Consider the following 19,488-nt stretch of genomic DNA (forward strand, 5'->3'; position numbering starts at 1 on the left):
AAACTTTGCCTTTGCCATGATGGCCTCCTGTGCGGTTCGGATGCGGCGGGGTGAACCCCGCCCTACGGGGTGGTAGGGCGGGGTTCACCCCGCCACACCGGTTAAGCGTATTTCTTCTGGATCTCGTCCGAGATGTTCTGCGGCACGGCGTCGTAATGGTCGAACTGCATCGAGAAGTTCGCCCGACCCGAAGACATCGAGCGCAGGGTGTTGATGTAGCCGAACATGTTGGCCAGCGGAACCATCGCGGTGATGACATTGGCGTTGCCGCGGCTGTCCTGCCCCTGCACCATGCCCCGACGCGAGGTCAGGTCGCCGATGATGCCGCCGGTATACATTTCCGGGGTGACAACTTCGACTTTCATGATCGGTTCCAGCAGTTTGGCCCCGGCTTTCTTCAGACCTTCGCGCATCCCGGCCCGGGCGGCGATTTCAAAGGCCAGCACCGACGAGTCAACGTCATGGTAGGCGCCGTCCACCAGCGCCACCTTGAAGTCGATCACCGGGAAACCGGCCAGCGGGCCCGAATCCATCACCGACTTGATGCCTTTTTCGACACCGGGGATGTATTCCTTCGGCACCGAACCGCCCACCACCTTGGATTCGAACGAGTAGCCAACGCCCGGCTCGGTCGGGGTGATGATCAGCTTGATGCGGGCGAACTGGCCCGTGCCGCCGGTCTGTTTCTTGTGGGTGTAGTCGATTTCGGCTTCGCGCGAGATGGTCTCGCGGTAGGCCACCTGCGGCGCACCGATGTTGGCCTCGACCTTGAACTCGCGCCGCATGCGGTCAACGAGGATGTCGAGGTGCAACTCGCCCATGCCCTTCATGATGGTCTGGCCCGATTCGAAATCGGTTTCGACGCGGAACGACGGGTCTTCGGCGGCCAGACGGGCAAGGGCGATGCCCATCTTTTCCTGGTCGGCCTTGGTCTTCGGCTCGACGGCGATCTCGATCACCGGCTGCGGGAAGGTCATGGTTTCCAGAACCACCGGCTTGGCCGGATCACACAGCGTGTCACCCGTGGTGGTTTCCTTCAGCCCGGCCAGCGCGATGATGTCGCCGGCAAAGGCCTCGTCGATCTCTTCACGGTTGATGGCGTGCATCATCATCATGCGGCCAACGCGTTCCTTGCGTTCCTTGGTCGCGTTCAGCATGGCGTCGCCCTTCTTCAGCACGCCCGAATAGATGCGCGTGAAGGTCAGCGAGCCCACGAAGGGGTCGTTCATGATCTTGAACGCCAGCGCCGAGAACGGCTGCGCGTCATCGGCCGACCGCTCGATATTGCGGGTCTCGGTCTCGTCGCCCGGCGCGAAGCCCAGGTAGGGCGGCACGTCCAGCGGGTTCGGCAGATAGTCGATCACGGCGTTCAGCATCGGCTGCACGCCCTTGTTCTTGAAGGCAGAGCCCGCCAGCACCGGCACGAAGTCCAGCGCGAGGCAGCCCTTGCGGATCAGGCCGCGCAGCACGTCTTCCGACGGCTCGTTGCCTTCCAGATAGGCTTCCATCACGTCGTCGTCCTGCTCGACCGCAAGCTCCAGCATGTGGTGGCGCCATTCGTCGGCGGTGGCTTTCAGCTCGGCGCGAACCGGCTGGCGCACCCAGGAGGCGCCCAGGTCTTCGCCCTCATAGACCCATTCTTCCATGGTGATCAGATCGACAATGCCTTCCAGCTTGTCTTCGGCCCCGATCGGGATCTGCACCGGCATCGGCTTGGCGCCGGTGCGGTCTGCGATCATCTTGATGCAGTTGTAGAAATCGGCGCCGGTCTTGTCCATCTTGTTGACGAAGACGATGCGCGGCACCTTGTAACGGTCGGCCTGACGCCAGACGGTTTCGGTCTGCGGTTCCACACCGGCGTTGCCGTCCAGCAGCACCACGGCACCATCCAGCACCGCCAGCGAACGTTCGACTTCGATGGTGAAGTCGACGTGGCCGGGGGTGTCGATGATGTTGAAGCGGTATTTGTCTTTCTGCGCATGAGCCAGCCCGGCATCCACGGTCCGTTCCCAGAACGTGGTGGTCGCCGCCGAGGTGATGGTGATGCCGCGTTCCTGTTCCTGCTCCATCCAGTCCATCGTCGCGGCGCCATCATGCACCTCGCCGATCTTGTGGGATTTGCCGGTGTAATACAGAATCCGCTCGGTCGTCGTGGTCTTGCCCGCGTCGATATGGGCAATGATCCCGAAGTTACGGTAGCGGTTCAGGGGGTATTCGCGTGCCATTGGGCTGCCTCAGGCTTTCTTTGTTACCAGCGGTAATGGCTGAACGCTTTGTTGGCGTCGGCCATCTTGTGGGTGTCTTCGCGCTTCTTCACCGCGGTGCCACGGTTGTTCACCGCATCGGCCAGTTCGGCGGCCAGGCGTTCTTCCATGGTGTTCTCGTTGCGCTTGCGCGCCGCGATGATCAGCCAGCGGATCGCCAGGGCTTCGCGGCGTTCAACCCGCACTTCGACCGGCACCTGATAGGTCGCACCGCCAACCCGACGCGAGCGCACTTCGACCGAAGGCTTCACGTTGTCGAGCGCCTCGTGGAAGGCCTCGATGGGTTCGCGCTTCAGACGGGTCTGCACCCGCTCCAGCGCGTTGTAGACGATGGATTCGGCGACAGATTTCTTGCCGTCGATCATCAGGTTGTTCATGAACTTGGTCAGGACCGTATCGCCATATTTGGCATCCGGCAGAATTTCGCGCTTTTCGGCGGCGTGACGACGGGACATCTGTCGTTCTCCTTATTTCGGACGCTTTGCGCCGTATTTCGACCGGCGCTGGCGACGTTCCTTGACACCCTGGGTATCAAGCACACCGCGCAGAATGTGGTAACGGACGCCGGGAAGGTCTTTGATACGGCCGCCGCGGATCAGAACCACCGAGTGTTCCTGAAGGTTGTGCTTTTCGCCGGGGATGTAGCAGATCACCTCGAAAGCGTTGGTCAAACGGACCTTTGCGACTTTCCGCATGGCCGAGTTCGGCTTCTTCGGCGTCGTCGTGTAGACGCGGGTGCAGACACCACGCTTCTGCGGGCAGGATTCCAGGTGCTGAGACTTGGACCTTCTTACGTTCGGCTCCCGCGGTTTGCGGATAAGCTGCTGGATCGTCGGCATTCGGTTCGCCCTTTGTTGCAACCCGTTATCACGTCGCCCGTCAGCGACTTTTCCGGGGGCATTTTCTTCACAAGTGCTTTACGCGACCGCAAAACACAAATACCGCAGGCGCCCCCTTCGCGGGGACGGTGCGGTGGAATTCCAGAGGATCGGAGCGTTTCGGCCCGGATCTTGACCACTTCAGTCTTTTATTTCCCGAAATCAGGGCAAGCCTGTCTCTCGGTCACGCGGCGTATAGGGGGAGTCGCGGGGGATGTCAACACACCCCGAAGGCTGGTTTCAGCCCCTGCCGCGCGCCAGCCTGCGCTCGCGCAGTAGGGCGAAAATGCCGGTCGCCACCACGATCGCGGCCCCCGCAATGGTCCAGCCATCGGGCAGGGTGTCGAAAGCCAGCCAGCCCAGCAGAATGGCCCAAAGAAGCGCGGTATAGCGGAAGGGGGCGATAAAGCCCAGATCGCCCACCCGCATCACCATCACCACCGTCAGATAGCCGATGATCAGGTTGCAGGCCGCCGCCACGATCAGCAGCGCCTCCCAGCCGCCGACCGCCTGCCAGCCCTGAAACAGCGCCCCAACCCCGCCCATCAGCGTCACCGAAACGCTTGCGGTCAGCGCCACCAGCGCCGAGGGCACGGCGCGGGAAAGCTTGCGGGTGGACAGATCGCGCAGCACCACAAAGCCCACCGATGCCAGCCCGACCACCGACCAGATGTCAAAGCCGCTGGTGCCGGGGCGGATGATCAAGAGCACGCCCAGAAAGCCCACGAAAATTGCTGACAACCGCCGCCAGCCCAGCGGCTCGCGCAGGAACAGTGCTGCCGCCAGCGTCACCGCCAAGGGCACGAACTGCATCACCGCCGACAGGTTGGCCAGCGGCATCTGCATCAGCGCCAGAAAGAAGGTGATGGTCGAGCCGATCTCGCCCACCACCCGCCAGCCCAGCATTGCCACATCCCGCCCGCCGACCCGCGCCCGCAAGGCGCCAGTGGCCCAGGCCAACCCGAACAGCACGGACGTGGTCAGAATCCCGCGCAGCAGCATGGTCTGATACAGCGGCTGGGTCTGCGTCACCGCCTTCATGCAGCTATCGCCCAGCGTGAAGGCCAGCATGGCGATGTTCATGTAGATCGCGCCGCGCAGATTGTCCGAGATCGCCATGCCCTGCCCCTGATTTGCGCCTCCCTACCAGCGCGCGTCTGGCGGCAAAACCGGTATCCACTTTTGCCTGACGCGCTTTAGCAGGCCCGCCGACGCGCTGCCAGTTCAGAACCCGCGCAATTGTTCCAGGGTGAAGGGGAAATGCCGCTTCAGCATCGCCCGCAATTCGTCGTCAGAGGGGTGCGCGATCAGGCCGCTGGCATTGGGCTGGCTGTCGTTGTCGGCATGCACGCTGCGGATGAAGGCGGGAGTGTCGGCGTCGGTGTAGGTGGAATAATACTGCGGCAGATGGCGGTGGTTGCGCCGAAAGATGTTCTCGTCCGACCCGGCAGGCACGCACAGGCCAAGGCCGATGCCCAGCGGCAGCTTTTCCGTCACCTCGTAAAGCGTGTTGCCCTCGGCCTTCTTTTCCAGAAACAGCCCGCGGTTGAAACCGACGGCCAGCGGTCGGTCGCTGCCCCGCGCCGTCACCAGCGCCCGGGTGATCTTGCGCAACCGGGTGACGAAGCCGCGGTCCAGCGCATCGTCGTCGTCCAGCCGGAAGCTGGTGAAATGGCTGGCACTGTCATTGCGCAGGCCGGCAAAGGCGCGCTGCATCGCCGGGTAATGCTTGAAGGCGGCCATCGCCACCACCTTGGCGCCCTTCAGTGGCGCCACCACGTCGCGCAGCCGCTTCATCGCCGGCTCTGGCAGATTGCGCCCGGTCAGGAAGACGGTCTGAAAGCCGTCATCGGTTTGCGCCAGCAGCGAGGGCAGCGTCAGCTTCTCGAACAGGTCGAACCGGCGTTGCAGCCGGTCGGGGTCGTAAAGCTGTGCCTCCAACGCGGCGGGATCAGCGACGGTCTTGGTAAAGCCGCCATTCGACGGGTAGGAAAACCGCACCAGCCCGATGATCTGGTTTCTGAATACTGCCGCCACCCGCACTGCTCCGCCTGCCCCGCCGCCATGCTAGCAACGCAAGGCGCGCAAGGGAAACGGTTTAGCTGGCGCTGGCAGGCATGGCGGCCAGCACCGCCTGAAACCCCGCCAGATCAATGCCGAACCGCTGGCGCAGCGCCTGCGCCGCCGCCGCCGGCTCCATCTCCAGCGTATGACCGCTGGTCAGCGAGATCGAACTGTCGTTGCTGCCATGTTTGCCGCGCACATACATCAGACTGTCCTGCAAGGTCAGCCCCGGCATCAAGGCCGTCAGCCGCTGATGCGGGAAATCCAGCACCGAGCGCGGCAGCCGTGGCCGCTTGACGATGGCCAGCGCCGCTGTCAGCCGGGTTTCGATCCGCGGGTGCAAGCTGAGGGTGCCCGCATCGGCGGACAGCACGAAACCGCGGGCGTAATCCAGCGACAGCATCCGGTGGCTGCGCAGAAACCCGCGCAGCAGGCCGGTGTCGGCGCGCAAACGGGCGATGAAATCGAAAGCCACAGCATCGTCGTCGTCATGGCGGAACTCGGCGATCAGGTCGGCCTCGGGGTCGGCGTTGCGCTGCATCACCTCGCGGCAGATGGTGCGGTGCGGCGCCGGAGCCTCTTGCACAATCTGCATCTGCGGCACCCGGGCGGTCAGCGCGCGCAAGCGGTCCAGCCAGGGCTGCGGCAGGTCGCTGCCGGTCAGCACCAGCAGCGTGAAATCCGGGTCGGTCTGCCCGGCCCAGCCAGGCAGGCAGACATGTTCGAACCACATGAACCGCTGCGCCAGCCGGTCGGGGTGGAAAAGTGCGGCGCTGCGGGCGGCGGTGTTGCCGTGGATCACCTGAAAGCCGCCCTCGGCGGGATAGGAGAACCGGCAAAGACCCAGAGCCTGTATCTTCATGCCCACCCCATCGCACCGCTGACGGCGCATCCTTGCATGGGCAGGCCCATGAAAAAAGCCCCCCGTCCTTGCGGACGGAGGGCTGTTGCTGCAGGTCAGCCGATCACAGATCGCGGTCTTCGACGGTTTCCACCAGACCGCTGTCAGCTTCGGCCACATCGAACACCGGGGCTGCCAGCGCCGCCGCGGCTTCGGCCTCGTGGCGACGCGACTCGACCACCTTCAGGTCGCGGTCGGCGGCGATCTTCTTGACGCGGCTGGTGGCACCACCGGTGCCCGCCGGGATCAGACGACCGACGATGACGTTCTCCTTCAGACCCACCAGCTTGTCGCGCTTGCCCTGAACCGAGGCTTCGGTCAGCACGCGGGTGGTTTCCTGGAATGACGCCGCCGAGATGAAGCTGCGGGTCTGCAAGCTTGCCTTGGTGATGCCCAGCAGGATCGGCTCGGCAATCGCCGGACGCATGCCATGCGCCAGGGCCTTGTTGTTGTATTCGTCCAACTCGGCCTTGTCGACGTTCTCGCCCTTCAAAAGCGTGGTCTCGCCACTATCAAGGATTTCGAACTTCTGCAGCATCTGCCGCACGATCACCTCGATATGCTTGTCGTTGATCTTCACGCCCTGCAGGCGATAGACGTCCTGCACTTCGTCGATCATGTAGTTGGCCAGCGCCTCGACCCCCAAAATCCGCAAGATATCGTGCGGGGCGGGGTTGCCGTCCATGATGTAGTCGCCCTTCTGGACAAAATCACCTTCCTGAACCGGAATGTGTTTGCCCTTCGGCACCATGTATTCCATCGGGTGGATGGTATCGTCCACCGGCTCGATGGTGATGCGGCGCTTGTTCTTGTAGTCCTTGCCGAAGCGCACATAGCCATCGGATTCCGCGATGATCGCGTGATCCTTCGGGCGACGGGCTTCGAACAGTTCGGCCACCCGCGGCAGACCGCCGGTGATGTCCTTGGTCTTGGCACCTTCACGCGGGATACGCGCCACCACGTCGCCGGGGCGGATATCCTGACCGTCCTCGACCGACAGGATGGCATCCACCGACATCGGATAGGTGATCGGATTGCCGGCTTCGTTGCGCACCGGTTCACCCGACACCGGGTCCATGATGATGACTTCCGGCTTCAGATCATTGCCCTTGGGCGCCGAGCGCCAGTCGGACACGATCTTCTGGGTCATGCCGGTCGCCTCGTCGGTATCCTCGCGCACCGAAATGCCCGAGACCAGATCGACGAACCGCGCCACACCGCCCTTTTCGGCGATGATCGGCAGGGTGTAGGGGTCCCATTCGAACAGCTTGGCACCGCGTTTCACCGCCATGCCGTCCTTGCTGTGAACCTTGGCACCGTAGCTGACCTTGTGGGTCGCGCGTTCCTGCCCGGCATCGTCGATGATGGCGATGCTCATGTTGCGGCCCATGACGATGAACTCGCCATTGGCGTTTTCCAGCAGGCTGGCATTGCGGAACTCGATCTTGCCTTCCTGGCTGGCTTCGAGGAACGACTGCTGGCCGCCCTGGGCGATGCCGCCGATGTGGAAGGTCCGCATCGTCAACTGGGTGCCCGGCTCGCCGATCGACTGCGCCGCGATGATGCCCACCGCTTCGCCCTGGTTGACCAGCGTGCCGCGGGCAAGGTCGCGCCCGTAGCACATGGCGCAAACGCCTTCCTCGGCCTCGCAGGTCAGCGGGCTGCGGATACGCGCCGAAGCCACGCCCGCCTGGTCGATCAGGTCGGCCCGGCGTTCGTCGATCAGCTCGCCCCGTGCCACGATCACCTGATCGGTGCCCGGAACCAGGATGTCATCCGCCGCCGTCCGGCCAAGGATACGCTCGGCCAGAGAGGAGACCACCTCGCCGTCATTCACCGCCGCAACGGCCGTGATGGCGTTTTCGGTGCCGCAATCGTGGCTGCGCACGATGCAATCCTGCGCCACGTCCACCAGACGCCGCGTCAGATAGCCCGAGTTCGCGGTTTTCAGCGCGGTATCGGCCAGACCCTTGCGGGCGCCGTGGGTCGAGTTGAAGTATTCAAGAACGGTCAGACCTTCCTTGAAGTTCGAGATGATCGGCGTCTCGATGATCTCGCCCGAGGGCTTGGCCATCAGACCGCGCATGCCGCCCAACTGCTTCATCTGCGCCGGCGAGCCACGCGCCCCGGAGTGCGACATCATGTAAACCGAGTTCGGTTCCTTTTCCGCCCCGGCATCGTCATAGCGCACCGCCGAGATCGCGGACATCATGTCTGCCGCCACCTTGTCAGAGCATTTCGACCAGGCATCGACCACCTTGTTGTATTTTTCGCCCTGAGTGATCAGGCCGTCCATATACTGCTGCTCGAATTCCTTCACCTGATCGCGGACCAGATTGACGGTTTCCCACTTGTTGTCGGGGATCAGCATGTCGTCCTTGCCGAAGGAAATCCCGGCCTTGAACGCCTCGCGGAAGCCCAGACCCATGATCTGGTCGCAGAAAATCACCGATTCCTTCTGGCCGCAGTAGCGATAGACGGTGTCGATGACGGTTTGGACGTCTTTCTTGCGCAGCAGCCGGTTCACCAGATCGAACGGCGCCTTGGCGTTCAGCGGCAGCAGGTTGCCCAGCCGCAGCCGGCCCGGCGTGGTGTCGTAACGCTTCCAGACCTCGTTGCCATGCTCGTCGATCTGACGGATGCGGGCGCGGATACCGGCGTGCAGATGCACGGCCCCGGCGGCCAGCGCATGTTCGACCTCGTCCATGTCCGAGAACGCCATGCCTTCGCCGGTCATGCCCTTGCGCTGCATGGTGGTGTAATAGATCCCCAGCACCATGTCCTGCGACGGCACGATGATCGGCGCGCCGTTGGCGGGCGACAGCACGTTGTTGGTCGACATCATCAACACGCGGGCTTCCAACTGGGCTTCCAGCGAAAGGGGCACGTGAACCGCCATCTGGTCGCCGTCGAAGTCGGCGTTGAAGGCCGAGCAGACCAGCGGGTGAAGCTGGATCGCCTTGCCCTCGATCAGGATCGGCTCGAAGGCCTGAATCCCCAACCGGTGCAACGTCGGCGCGCGGTTCAAGAGAACCGGGTGTTCGCGGATCACTTCGTCCAGAATGTCCCAAACCTCGGGACGTTCTTTTTCCACCAGCTTCTTGGCCTGCTTGACGGTCGAGGAAAGCCCCTTGGCCTCCAGCCGCGAGTAGATGAACGGCTTGAACAGCTCCAGCGCCATCTTCTTCGGCAACCCGCACTGGTGCAGCTTCAACTCCGGCCCGGTCACGATCACCGAACGGCCCGAGAAGTCCACCCGCTTGCCCAGAAGGTTCTGGCGGAAGCGGCCCTGCTTGCCCTTCAGCATGTCGGACAGCGATTTCAGCGGGCGCTTGTTGGTGCCAGTGATCACCCGGCCACGACGGCCGTTGTCAAACAGCGCATCGACCGCTTCCTGCAGCATGCGCTTTTCGTTGCGCACGATGATGTCGGGCGCGCGCAATTCGATCAGCCGCTTCAGACGGTTGTTGCGGTTGATGACGCGACGATACAGGTCGTTCAGGTCCGAGGTGGCAAAGCGGCCACCGTCCAGCGGCACCAAGGGGCGCAGCTCCGGCGGGATCACCGGCAGAACGGTCAGCACCATCCACTCCGGCCGGTTGCCGGATTCAAGGAAGCTTTCGACGATCTTCAGCCGCTTGATGATCTTCTTCGGCTTCAACTCGCCGGTGGCTTCCTTCAGGTCTTCGCGCAACTGGTCGGCAGTGGCGTCCAGATCAATGGCGGCCAGCATTTCGCGGATCGCTTCGGCACCGATGTTGGCGGTGAAGGCGTCGGCGCCATACTGGTCCTGCGCATCAAGGAATTCTTCCTCGGTCATCAACTGGCCATAGGTCAGGTCGGTCAGACCCGGCTCGATCACCACATAGTTTTCGAAGTAGAGGATGCGTTCCAGATCGCGCAGCGTCATGTCCAGCATCAGGCCGATGCGGCTGGGCAAGGACTTCAGGAACCAGATGTGGGCGACGGGTGCTGCCAGTTCGATATGGCCCATCCGCTCGCGCCGCACCTTCTGCAAGGTGACTTCAACGCCGCATTTCTCGCAGACCACGCCGCGATATTTCATGCGCTTGTATTTGCCGCACAGACATTCGTAGTCCTTGATCGGCCCGAAGATCCGGGCGCAGAACAGCCCGTCACGCTCCGGCTTGAAGGTGCGGTAGTTGATGGTTTCCGGCTTCTTGATCTCGCCGAACGACCACGACAGGATCCGCTCTGGCGAGGCCAGGCTGATCTTGATTTCGTCGAAGGTCTTGATCGGGGCAACCGGGTTGAACGGGTTGGTCGAGAGTTCCTGGTTCATTTCATCTTCCCAATAAGAGGGCTGCGGTCAGAAGGTGAGAGCCAAATTCCTTGCAAGGAATTTGCAAAAATCTTCGAAGATTTTTGGTCCTCACTCCTCCTCCGCATCCAGGAGTTCCATGTTGAGGCCGAGGCCGCGCACTTCCTTGACCAGGACGTTGAACGACTCGGGCACGCCCGCTTCGAAATTGTCCTCGCCCTTGACGATGCTTTCGTAGACCTTGGTCCGGCCGGCCACGTCGTCCGACTTCACCGTCAGCATTTCCTGCAGGGTGTAGGCGGCGCCGTAAGCTTCCAGCGCCCAGACCTCCATTTCCCCAAGGCGCTGACCGCCGAACTGCGCCTTGCCGCCCAGCGGTTGCTGGGTGACCAGGCTGTAAGGCCCGGTGGAGCGGGCATGCAGCTTGTCGTCAACCAGGTGGTGCAGCTTGAGCATGTATTTCACGCCCACGGTGACCGGACGGGCGAATTTCTCGCCGGTGCGGCCATCGAACACTTCCGACTGCCCCGAGGTGTCGAACCCGGCGCGGCGCAGCGCGTCGTTCACGTCGGCCTCTTTCGCGCCGTCGAACACCGGCGACGAGATCGGCACGCCACGGGTGACGTTGCCGGCCAGTTCCACCAGATCAGCCTCGTTGCGGTCGGCAAAGGCGGCTTCATAGGTTTCGTCGCCGTAAGCATGACGCACCGCCTCGCGCACCGGGGTCAGATCGCCCGACCGGCGGTATTCCTTCAGCGCATCGTCGATCTTGATGCCCAGGCCACGCGCGGCCCAGCCCATGTGGGTTTCCAGAATCTGCCCGACGTTCATCCGGCTGGGCACGCCCAGCGGGTTGAGGCAGAAATCGACCGGCGTGCCGTCCGCCAGGAACGGCATGTCTTCCATCGGCACCACCTTGGAGATCACGCCCTTGTTGCCGTGACGACCGGCCATCTTGTCGCCCGGTTGCAGCTTGCGCTTCACCGCCACGAACACCTTGACCATCTTCATCACGCCGGGGGGCAGATCGTCGCCACGCCGCACCTTTTCCACCTTGTCGTCAAAGCGGTTGTCCAGCGCGCGTTTCTGCGCCTCGAACTGGTCGTGCAGCGCCTCGACCTCCTTGGCATCGGCCTCTTCACCCAGCGCCAACTGCCAATACTGGCCGCGCGACAGGGTGGAGAGCAGCTCGTCGTTGATCTCGGACCCGGCCTTGACGCCTTTGGGGCCTTTCACGGCGACCTTGCCCATGATCAGGGTTTTCAGACGCGAGTAGATGTTGCGTTCCAGAATGGCCAGCTCGTCGTCGCGGTCGCGCGACAGCCGTTCCACTTCTTCCCGCTCGATCTGCAGGGCGCGCTCGTCCTTGTCGACGCCGTGCCGGTTGAACACCCGCACTTCGACGATGGTGCCAAACGCCCCCGGCGGCAGCCGCAGCGAGGTGTCGCGCACGTCGCTGGCCTTTTCGCCGAAGATGGCGCGCAGCAGCTTTTCTTCCGGCGTCATGGGCGACTCCCCCTTGGGGGTGATCTTGCCCACCAGAATGTCGCCCGGCTGCACTTCGGCGCCGATATAGACAATCCCGGCCTCGTCAAGGTTGCGCAGGGCTTCCTCGCCGACGTTCGGGATATCGCGGGTGATCTCTTCCGGCCCCAGCTTGGTGTCGCGCGCCGCCACTTCGTATTCCTCGATGTGGATCGAGGTGAACACGTCGTCGCGCAGGATACGCTCGCTGATCAGGATGGAGTCTTCATAGTTGTAGCCATTCCACGGCATGAAGGCGACGACGATGTTGCGCCCCAAAGCCAGCTCGCCCATGTCGGTGCAGGGGCCATCGGCCACCACCTCGCCGCGGGTCACCACATCGCCCACCTTCACCAGCGGCCGCTGGTTGATGCAGGACGACTGGTTCGAGCGTTTGAACTTGCGCAGACGGTAGATATCGACGCCCGGCTCGGCCGGGTCCAGCATCTCGGTGGCGCGCACCACGATGCGGGTGGCGTCAACCTGGTCGATCACGCCGGCGCGGCGGGCCATGATGGCGGCGCCACTATCGCGCGCAACAACCGCCTCGATACCGGTGCCGACAAACGGCGCGTCCGATTGCAGCAAAGGCACCGCCTGACGCTGCATGTTCGACCCCATCAGGGCGCGGTTGGCGTCGTCGTTTTCCAGGAACGGAATCAGCGAGGCCGCGACCGACACCAACTGCTTGGGCGACACGTCGATCAGGTCGATGGCGTCCGGCGGGTTCAGCATGAACTCGCCCGATTTCCGGCTGGAGATCAGGTCATCGGTGAACCGGCCTTCGGCATCCTGCGCCGCGTTGGCCTGCGCCACGGTGTGCCGCATTTCCTCGGTCGCTGACATATAGACGACCTCGTCGGTCACCTTGCCGTCGATCACCTTGCGATAGGGCGTCTCGATGAAGCCATACTTGTTGACCCGCGCAAAGGTGGCCAAGCTGTTGATCAGGCCGATGTTCTGGCCTTCCGGCGTCTCGATCGGGCACATCCGGCCATAGTGGGTCGGGTGCACGTCGCGGACTTCGAAGCCGGCACGCTCGCGGGTCAGACCGCCCGGCCCCAGGGCCGACAAGCGGCGCTTGTGCGTCACTTCCGACAGCGGGTTGGTCTGGTCCATGAACTGCGACAGCTGCGAGGAGCCGAAGAATTCCCGCACCGCCGCCGCCGCCGGTTTGGCGTTGATCAGGTCTTGCGGCATGATGGTGTCGATCTCGACCGAACTCATCCGCTCCTTGATCGCGCGCTCCATGCGCAGCAGACCGACGCGATACTGGTTCTCCATCAACTCGCCAACCGAGCGCACCCGGCGGTTGCCGAGGTGGTCGATATCGTCGATCTCGCCCTTGCCGTCGCGCAATTCGGTCAGCGCCTTGATGCAGGCGATGATGTCGGCGCGGTCCAGCGTGCGCTGGGTGTCCGGCGCCTTCAGGTCCAGCCGCATGTTCATCTTGACCCGGCCCACGGCCGACAGGTCATACCGCTCGCTATCGAAGAACAGCGTGTCGAACAACTGGCTGGCAGCCTCGACCGTCGGCGGCTCGCCGGGGCGCATGACGCGGTAGATATCCATGAGTGCTGTGTCGCGGCCCAGGTTCTTGTCGGCGTGCATGGTGTTGCGCAGGTAGGGGCCGACGGTGACATTGTCGATGTCCAGCACCGGGATATCGGTGATGCCGTTGTCCAGCAGCACTTTCAGGCTGCCGCCCTTCACCGCGCCATCGCGGTCGTATTCCATGGTCAGCTCGTCACCGGCCTCGACCCAGATTTCGCCGGTGGTTTCGTTGATGATGTCCTTGGCAACATAGCGGCCCAGGATCTGGTCGAACGGAAGCAGCAGATCGGTGATCTTGCCGTCCTTCATCCAGGAATTGGCCATCTTCGGCGTGACTTTCTCGCCCGCCTTCAGGATGACCTCGCCGGTCGCCGCATCCACCAGATCGAAGGCCGGACGGGTGCCGCTCATGCGTTTGGGGAAGAAGCGGCTGACCCAGCCCTTGTTCTTTTCATGCTTGAAGGCGACGGTCTCGTAATAGGCATCCATGATGCCTTCCTGATCCATCCCCATGGCAAACAGCAGCGTCGTCACCGGCAGCTTGCGGCGACGGTCGATGCGGGCGAACACGATGTCCTTGGCGTCGAACTCGAAATCCAGCCACGAGCCGCGGTAGGGAATGATCCGGCAGGCGAAGAGCAGCTTGCCCGAGGAATGGGTCTTGCCCTTGTCATGGTCGAAGAACACGCCGGGGCTGCGGTGCATCTGGGAAACGATCACCCGCTCGGTGCCGTTGACGACAAAGGTGCCGTTCTGCGTCATCAGGGGCATGTCGCCCATGTAGACGTCCTGTTCCTTGATGTCCTTGACCGAGCGCGCGCCGGTATCCTCGTCGATATCGAACACAATCAGCCGCAGCGTCACCTTCAAGGGCGCCGCATAGGTCATGTCGCGCGACTGGCACTCGTCCACGTCATATTTCGGCTTTTCCAGCTCGTATTTCACGAACTCCAGCACCGAGGTCTCGTTGAAGTCCTTGATCGGAAACACCGACTGGAACACGCCCTGAATGCCGTCACCATCGGTGGGCTTGGGGCCGTCGCCGGATTTCAGGAACAGGTCGTAGGAGGATTTCTGAACCTCGATCAGGTTCGGCATCTCCAGGACTTCACGGATTTTGCCAAAGTAGCGGCGGATACGCTTCTGGCCGACGTAGCTCTGAGCCATGCTCGAAGTCACCTTTCATCATTCGCGGGCGCGCACCGTCGGGGTCACGGGGCATCGCCGCTTGCGAAACCGGGGGCAGGTTCCATACATGCAGCCCGTCCCACCGGTCTGCTCCCGAACCTTTGCCGCGCCTTGGAAGGGGTTTCCTTGCGGAAGCCGCTGCCAAGACGCGAATGGCCGGGCCCGAATTGCTTCGGACCCAGCCGGTATCTTGCGGTCAGGGCGCCAACGGCACCCGCCCGATTACTTCAGCTCGACTTTGGCGCCGGCTTCTTCCAGCTTCTTCTTGAAGCCTTCGGCGTCGGCTTTCGAGACGCCTTCCTTCACCTTGCCGCCAGCTTCGACCAGGTCCTTGGCTTCTTTCAGGCCCAGACCGGTGATCGCGCGCACTTCCTTGATCACGTTGATCTTGTTCGGGCCGGCTTCGGTCAGCACGACGTCGAATTCGGTCTGCTCTTCGACCGGAGCAGCAGCAGCCGCCGCCGGGCCAGCCACGGCAACCGCAGCGCCAGCCGCCGGTTCGATGCCGTATTTGTCTTTCAGGATGGTCTTCAGTTCTTGCGCTTGCAGCAGGGTCAGGCCCACGATGCTTTCGGCGAGTTTGTTCAGATCGGTCATTTTCAGTTCCGTTCGTTAAAGAGGGGTTCCAACGAGGTGGGGCAGGCCCACGCAGGTTTCGAAGATCAGGCCGCAGCCCTTTCCTCGATGGTAGACAGAATGCTTGCGATGTTCGAAGCAGGCGCGCCAATGGCGCCGGCAATGCTGGAGGCGGGCGCACCGATACACGCCACGATCGAAGCAATAAGCTCCTCGCGCGACGGCATGGAGGCCACGGCTTTCACACCGGCCGGATCCAGGATCGTGTCGCCCATCGCCCCGCCCAGAATAACGAACTTGTCGTTCTTCTTGGCATAGGCATCCGCAACCTTCGCCGCAGCGACGGGGTCCTCGGAATAGGCCATCACGGTCATGCCCGTCAGCAGGTCACCCATCTTTGCAGCGGGCTTCCCTTCCAGGGCAATTCTGGCGAGCTTGTTCTTGGCAACGCGGACGGACCCGCCAACGGCACGCATTTCTGCGCGCAGGTCCTGCATCTGTGCAACCGTAATACCTGCGTAGTGTGCAACCACAACAACGCCAGAGCTTGCGAAGATCTGGTCGAGTTCCCCGACCACTTTCTCTTTCTGGGCTCTATCCACAGTTTCACTCCAAGGTTGGGGGTTTCCCCCCGGCTCATGTTTGCCCCCGCGAACGGGGGCGTTCGGGTCCGTTTCCGGGTCCCGAGGCCAGAAATGCCGAAGGGTTGCCCCCGCGGAAATTCGTCTCGATCCCCATCTCGGGCAGGAAATTAAGGCTTGCGCCACCCACCGTCTCGGACAGGACAGGGCCTTTGGAGGCCCCGCCGTTCGCCCGGCCTTGCGACCGGGGAATTCTTACTTGGCCGTGGCCGAGGCCAGATCGACCGCCACGCCCGGACCCATGGTCGAGGCCAGCGACACCTTCTTCAGATAGGTGCCCTTGGCGCCCGAGGGCTTGGCGCGCGACACGGCGTCCACGAAGGCGCGGATGTTCTGCGCCAGTTTCTCGTCCGAGAACGACACCTTGCCGATGCCGCCATGGATCACGCCGGCCTTTTCGACCTTGAACTGCACTTCGCCGCCCTTGGCCGCTTCGACCGCGGTTTTCACGTCCATGGTGACGGTGCCGACCTTCGGGTTCGGCATCAGGTTGCGCGGCCCCAGGATCTTGCCCAGACGGCCGACCAGCGGCATCATGTCCGGCGTCGCGATGCAACGGTCGAACTCGATCTTGCCGGACTGGATGGTTTCCATCAGGTCTTCGGCACCGACGATGTCGGCACCAGCGGCCTTGGCTTCATCAGCCTTGGCACCACGGGCGAACACCGCCACGCGGACAACCTTGCCGGTGCCGTTCGGCAGCGCCACGACGCCACGCACCATCTGGTCGGCGTGCCGCGGGTCAACCCCGAGGTTCATGGCGATTTCCAGGGTTTCGTCGAATTTAGCGGTGGCCGATTTCTTGATCAGCGCCACGGCGGCTTCGACCGAGATCAGATCCTTGCCCGCGAAGGCTTCACGAGCGGCGCGGGTGCGTTTTCCAAGCTTTGCCATGATTATGCCTTCACCTCGATACCGCAGGATTTGGCCGAGCCGAGGATGATCTGCATCGCCGCTTCGACGTCATTGGCGTTCAGGTCTTTCATCTTGGCTTCGGCAATGGCGCGCACTTGCGCCACGGTCACCGAACCGGCGACCACATGGCCCGGCTTCACCGACCCCTTGGCACGGTTGCGCTTGCCCACCGGGGGCAGACCCGCCGCCTTTTTCAGCATGAACGAGGCCGGAGCGGTCTTGAACTGCAGGCTGAACGACTTGTCCTGATAGTAGGTGATGATGACCGGAGTGGGCGTGCCCGGCTCGGCATCGGCGGTCTTGGCGTTGAATTCCTTGACAAACGCCATGATGTTCAAGCCGCGCTGGCCCAAAGCGGGGCCGACCGGCGGGGACGGGTTGGCTTGCCCCGCCTTCACTTGCAGCTTCAGGCTGCCGATAATCTTCTTGGCCATCTGGCCTCTCCTTTTTCACCGCCCACGCGGGGCAATTTAGTGGTTCGGTCTGTCACGGACGAGCCGCGCGCGCCTCCCACACGGTCACGTCAGGTTTTTGGTCACCTGGGTGAATTCCAGTTCCAGCGGGGTGGCACGGCCAAAGATCGACACGGTCACCTTCAGGCGGCTGTGGCCTTCGTCAACGTCTTCCACCATGCCGGTAAAGCCCTCGAACGGGCCATCGGACACTTGCACCTGCTCGCCGATTTCAAAGCGGATCAGGTTGCGCGGCGCTTCCAGACCTTCCTCGACCCGGTTCAGGATGGCGTTCACTTCCGAATCGCGCATCGCCTGCGGCTTGCCCTGCGGGCCCAGAAAGCCGGTGACGCGGTTGATCGACGAGATCAGGTGATAGCCCTTGTTGGTCATCTCCATCCGCACCAGCACATAGCCGGGCATGAAGCGCCGCTCGGAGGTCACCTTCTTGCCGCGCCGCACCTCGATCACCTCTTCGGTGGGCACCAGAACTTCTTCGATCTCGTCCTGCAGACCGGCCTCGGCAACGGCTGTCTTGATCTGTTCGGCGATCTTCTTCTCGAAATTCGAGAGAACGCTCACCGAATACCACCGCTTTGCCATGCCTCAGACACCTTCTTAACCCGCGGCAAATCCCACGGAAGTTCTTTTTATTTCAGCCGGTTATACGGCCAGCCACCCGAACAAAAAACAGCGCGCAACACGAATCGCTGCGCGCCGGTTTCCATTTCTTGACGCGGGCTTACAGCCCCGCACGCCCGAATTCAAGGAAAAACGCAGCGTCGCGGCTTAACTGCCGAAGCTGGTCAGCACCGTGGAAAGCCCGAACCGCAGGACGATATCGACCAGCGAAAAGAACGTCGCGGCCAGCGCAGCCATGATGAAAACCATGATGGTGGTCAGCATGACTTCGCGCCGGGTCGGCCAGACCACCTTGGAGACCTCCGAGCGGACCTGCTGGATAAACTGAAGGGGGTTCGCCTTGGCCATCATGGTTTCCTGCATTGCGTTGCAGCGCAGATACGCGCTTGGTCGGCGGATTTCAAGCCGGTTATCCTGGGGTGATCGAGCATCAATTGCAGCATTATGGTGCCGGCAGCGCTTTGATCGCGACCCGGCCCGCCCCGCCGAACCGACAGGACCGAAGCCGGCCCACACCGCACCGGGCACAGGCATCCGCCCAAAACGCTGCAGCAACACCAGTTGCAGGTCATCGGCCCAAGTTTTGAGATTTTCTGCGATAAGACCGAGATTTTCTGCGATAAGACAATGCGCTTGTCACATCGAAGTGGCAGCCCGTAGGGGAGTCGAACCCCTCTTACCAGGTTGAAAACCTGGTGTCCTAACCGATAGACGAACGGGCCACGATGGGTCGTTTAGGCCACGGCAAGGCCTTGCGCAAGGGGGAAAATCCGCCTCAGCCGCCGATCCGCGCGCCCATGATGGCGATGGCTTCCTGATAGACCGTCGCGGCGTTCCATTCCTTGATCACCGCGAAATTCGGCTCGCCCTTCTGGAACCCCGCCCCCGGCCGCCAGCCCTTTGCCGCCAGGTAATTCGCGGTCGAGGCCAGCGCATCGGACTGGTTCGACAGATCGATCCGACCGTCGCCGTCGCCGTCCACACCATAGCGCAGCACGTTGCCGGGCAGGAACTGGGTGTGGCCCACCTCACCATGCTTGGCACCGATGGTGGCGGCACTGATGGTGCCCTGATCCACCAGTTTCAGCGCGGCCAGCAGGTGGCCGGTAAAGAACTCGGTCCGGCGGCAGTCATAGGCCAGCGTGGCGATGGCCGAGACCACGTTGCTGTCGCCCATGAAGCCCCCAAAGCCGGTTTCCATGCCGTGAATGGCGATCACCACCCCGGCGGGCACGCCAAAGCGGCGTTCCAGCGAGGCGTAGAACTCGGGCGATTGTGCCAGGCGTTTGCGGCCCTGCGATACGATCGTATCGGCACCACGCACCTGCAGGAACTTCGCCAGGGTGTATTTGAAGCTTTTCTGGTTGCGGTCAGCACCTATGGTCCTGGTGGCGTAGCTGGCCCCCATCAATGCCGCGATGCCGCGCTTGCCCACCCCGGCGCTGGCAGCCTCGTCGGCCATTTCGGCTTTCCAGGCCTCGAAGCCGCTGGAGGTGTTGCCGCAGGTGGCGGCCTGTGCCGCGGGGGCAGAGGTCAGCAGAACGGCGGTAATGATCGGCATAATGAATTTGTGAAGAAACACGAAGCGCACCCTGATCCATGGACAG

At 62.8% G+C, this 19,488-nt stretch carries 15 protein-coding genes and 1 tRNA gene; all 16 read right to left on the reverse strand.

The features are described 5' to 3' along the window. Positions 1 to 101: 101 nt before the first annotated feature. On the reverse strand, positions 102 to 2,225 hold the full coding sequence (gene fusA, locus RSW2DRAFT_RS15680) for an elongation factor G (RefSeq protein WP_008032728.1): 2,124 nt from the start codon (positions 2,223 to 2,225) through the stop codon (positions 102 to 104). Positions 2,226 to 2,248: 23 nt separating this feature from the next. Next, positions 2,249 to 2,719: a 30S ribosomal protein S7 gene (gene rpsG, locus RSW2DRAFT_RS15685; protein ID WP_008032729.1), complete on the reverse strand. Its 471-nt coding sequence runs from the start codon at positions 2,717 to 2,719 to the stop codon at positions 2,249 to 2,251. A 12-nt stretch (positions 2,720 to 2,731) separates the two neighbouring features. After that, on the reverse strand, positions 2,732 to 3,103 hold the full coding sequence (gene rpsL, locus RSW2DRAFT_RS15690; RefSeq protein ID WP_008032731.1) for a 30S ribosomal protein S12: 372 nt from the start codon (positions 3,101 to 3,103) through the stop codon (positions 2,732 to 2,734). Positions 3,104 to 3,382: 279 nt separating this feature from the next. Next, positions 3,383 to 4,261 (reverse strand): DMT family transporter, encoded by an 879-nt coding sequence (locus RSW2DRAFT_RS15695; protein WP_008032733.1) that lies wholly within the window; start codon positions 4,259 to 4,261, stop codon positions 3,383 to 3,385. Positions 4,262 to 4,366: 105 nt separating this feature from the next. Next, positions 4,367 to 5,179, reverse strand: a complete 813-nt coding sequence (locus RSW2DRAFT_RS15700) for a glycosyltransferase (RefSeq protein ID WP_198008124.1) — start codon at positions 5,177 to 5,179, stop codon at positions 4,367 to 4,369. Between the two features lie 61 nt (positions 5,180 to 5,240). Continuing rightward, positions 5,241 to 6,068: a glycosyltransferase gene (locus RSW2DRAFT_RS15705; RefSeq protein WP_198008125.1), complete on the reverse strand. Its 828-nt coding sequence runs from the start codon at positions 6,066 to 6,068 to the stop codon at positions 5,241 to 5,243. 103 nt (positions 6,069 to 6,171) lie between these two features. Then, positions 6,172 to 10,410 carry a DNA-directed RNA polymerase subunit beta' gene (rpoC, locus tag RSW2DRAFT_RS15710; RefSeq protein ID WP_008032737.1) on the reverse strand — a complete coding sequence of 1,413 codons (4,239 nt, stop codon included), beginning with the start codon at positions 10,408 to 10,410 and terminating at the stop codon, positions 6,172 to 6,174. 90 nt (positions 10,411 to 10,500) lie between these two features. After that, complete coding sequence (gene rpoB / locus RSW2DRAFT_RS15715; RefSeq protein WP_008032739.1) at positions 10,501 to 14,634, reverse strand: DNA-directed RNA polymerase subunit beta; 4,134 nt, start codon at positions 14,632 to 14,634, stop codon at positions 10,501 to 10,503. Positions 14,635 to 14,877: 243 nt separating this feature from the next. Further along, the gene (gene rplL, locus RSW2DRAFT_RS15720; protein ID WP_008032740.1) at positions 14,878 to 15,252 is read right to left on the reverse strand and encodes a 50S ribosomal protein L7/L12; all 375 of its coding nucleotides are present in this window, start codon (positions 15,250 to 15,252) and stop codon (positions 14,878 to 14,880) included. Between the two features lie 65 nt (positions 15,253 to 15,317). Continuing rightward, entirely contained in the window at positions 15,318 to 15,833 is a 516-nt protein-coding gene (gene rplJ, locus RSW2DRAFT_RS15725; protein WP_008032741.1) for a 50S ribosomal protein L10, read from the reverse strand. A gap of 234 nt (positions 15,834 to 16,067) precedes the next feature. Next, on the reverse strand, positions 16,068 to 16,766 hold the full coding sequence (gene rplA, locus RSW2DRAFT_RS15730) for a 50S ribosomal protein L1 (protein ID WP_008032744.1): 699 nt from the start codon (positions 16,764 to 16,766) through the stop codon (positions 16,068 to 16,070). A 2-nt stretch (positions 16,767 to 16,768) separates the two neighbouring features. Next, positions 16,769 to 17,221: a 50S ribosomal protein L11 gene (rplK, locus tag RSW2DRAFT_RS15735; protein WP_008032745.1), complete on the reverse strand. Its 453-nt coding sequence runs from the start codon at positions 17,219 to 17,221 to the stop codon at positions 16,769 to 16,771. 84 nt (positions 17,222 to 17,305) lie between these two features. Continuing rightward, positions 17,306 to 17,842, reverse strand: a complete 537-nt coding sequence (nusG, locus tag RSW2DRAFT_RS15740; protein WP_008032747.1) for a transcription termination/antitermination protein NusG — start codon at positions 17,840 to 17,842, stop codon at positions 17,306 to 17,308. Between the two features lie 186 nt (positions 17,843 to 18,028). Beyond that, positions 18,029 to 18,229, reverse strand: coding sequence for a preprotein translocase subunit SecE (gene secE, locus RSW2DRAFT_RS15745; RefSeq protein ID WP_008032748.1), 201 nt, complete (start codon positions 18,227 to 18,229; stop codon positions 18,029 to 18,031). 299 nt (positions 18,230 to 18,528) lie between these two features. Then, positions 18,529 to 18,603: transfer RNA gene (locus RSW2DRAFT_RS15750), tRNA-Glu, on the reverse strand. Between the two features lie 53 nt (positions 18,604 to 18,656). Beyond that, positions 18,657 to 19,442, reverse strand: a complete 786-nt coding sequence (locus RSW2DRAFT_RS15755) for a lytic murein transglycosylase (RefSeq protein ID WP_040672437.1) — start codon at positions 19,440 to 19,442, stop codon at positions 18,657 to 18,659. Positions 19,443 to 19,488 lie beyond the last annotated feature (46 nt).

This window comes from Rhodobacter ferrooxidans, assembly GCF_000176015.1.
Classification (GTDB): domain Bacteria; phylum Pseudomonadota; class Alphaproteobacteria; order Rhodobacterales; family Rhodobacteraceae; genus Pseudorhodobacter_B; species Pseudorhodobacter_B ferrooxidans.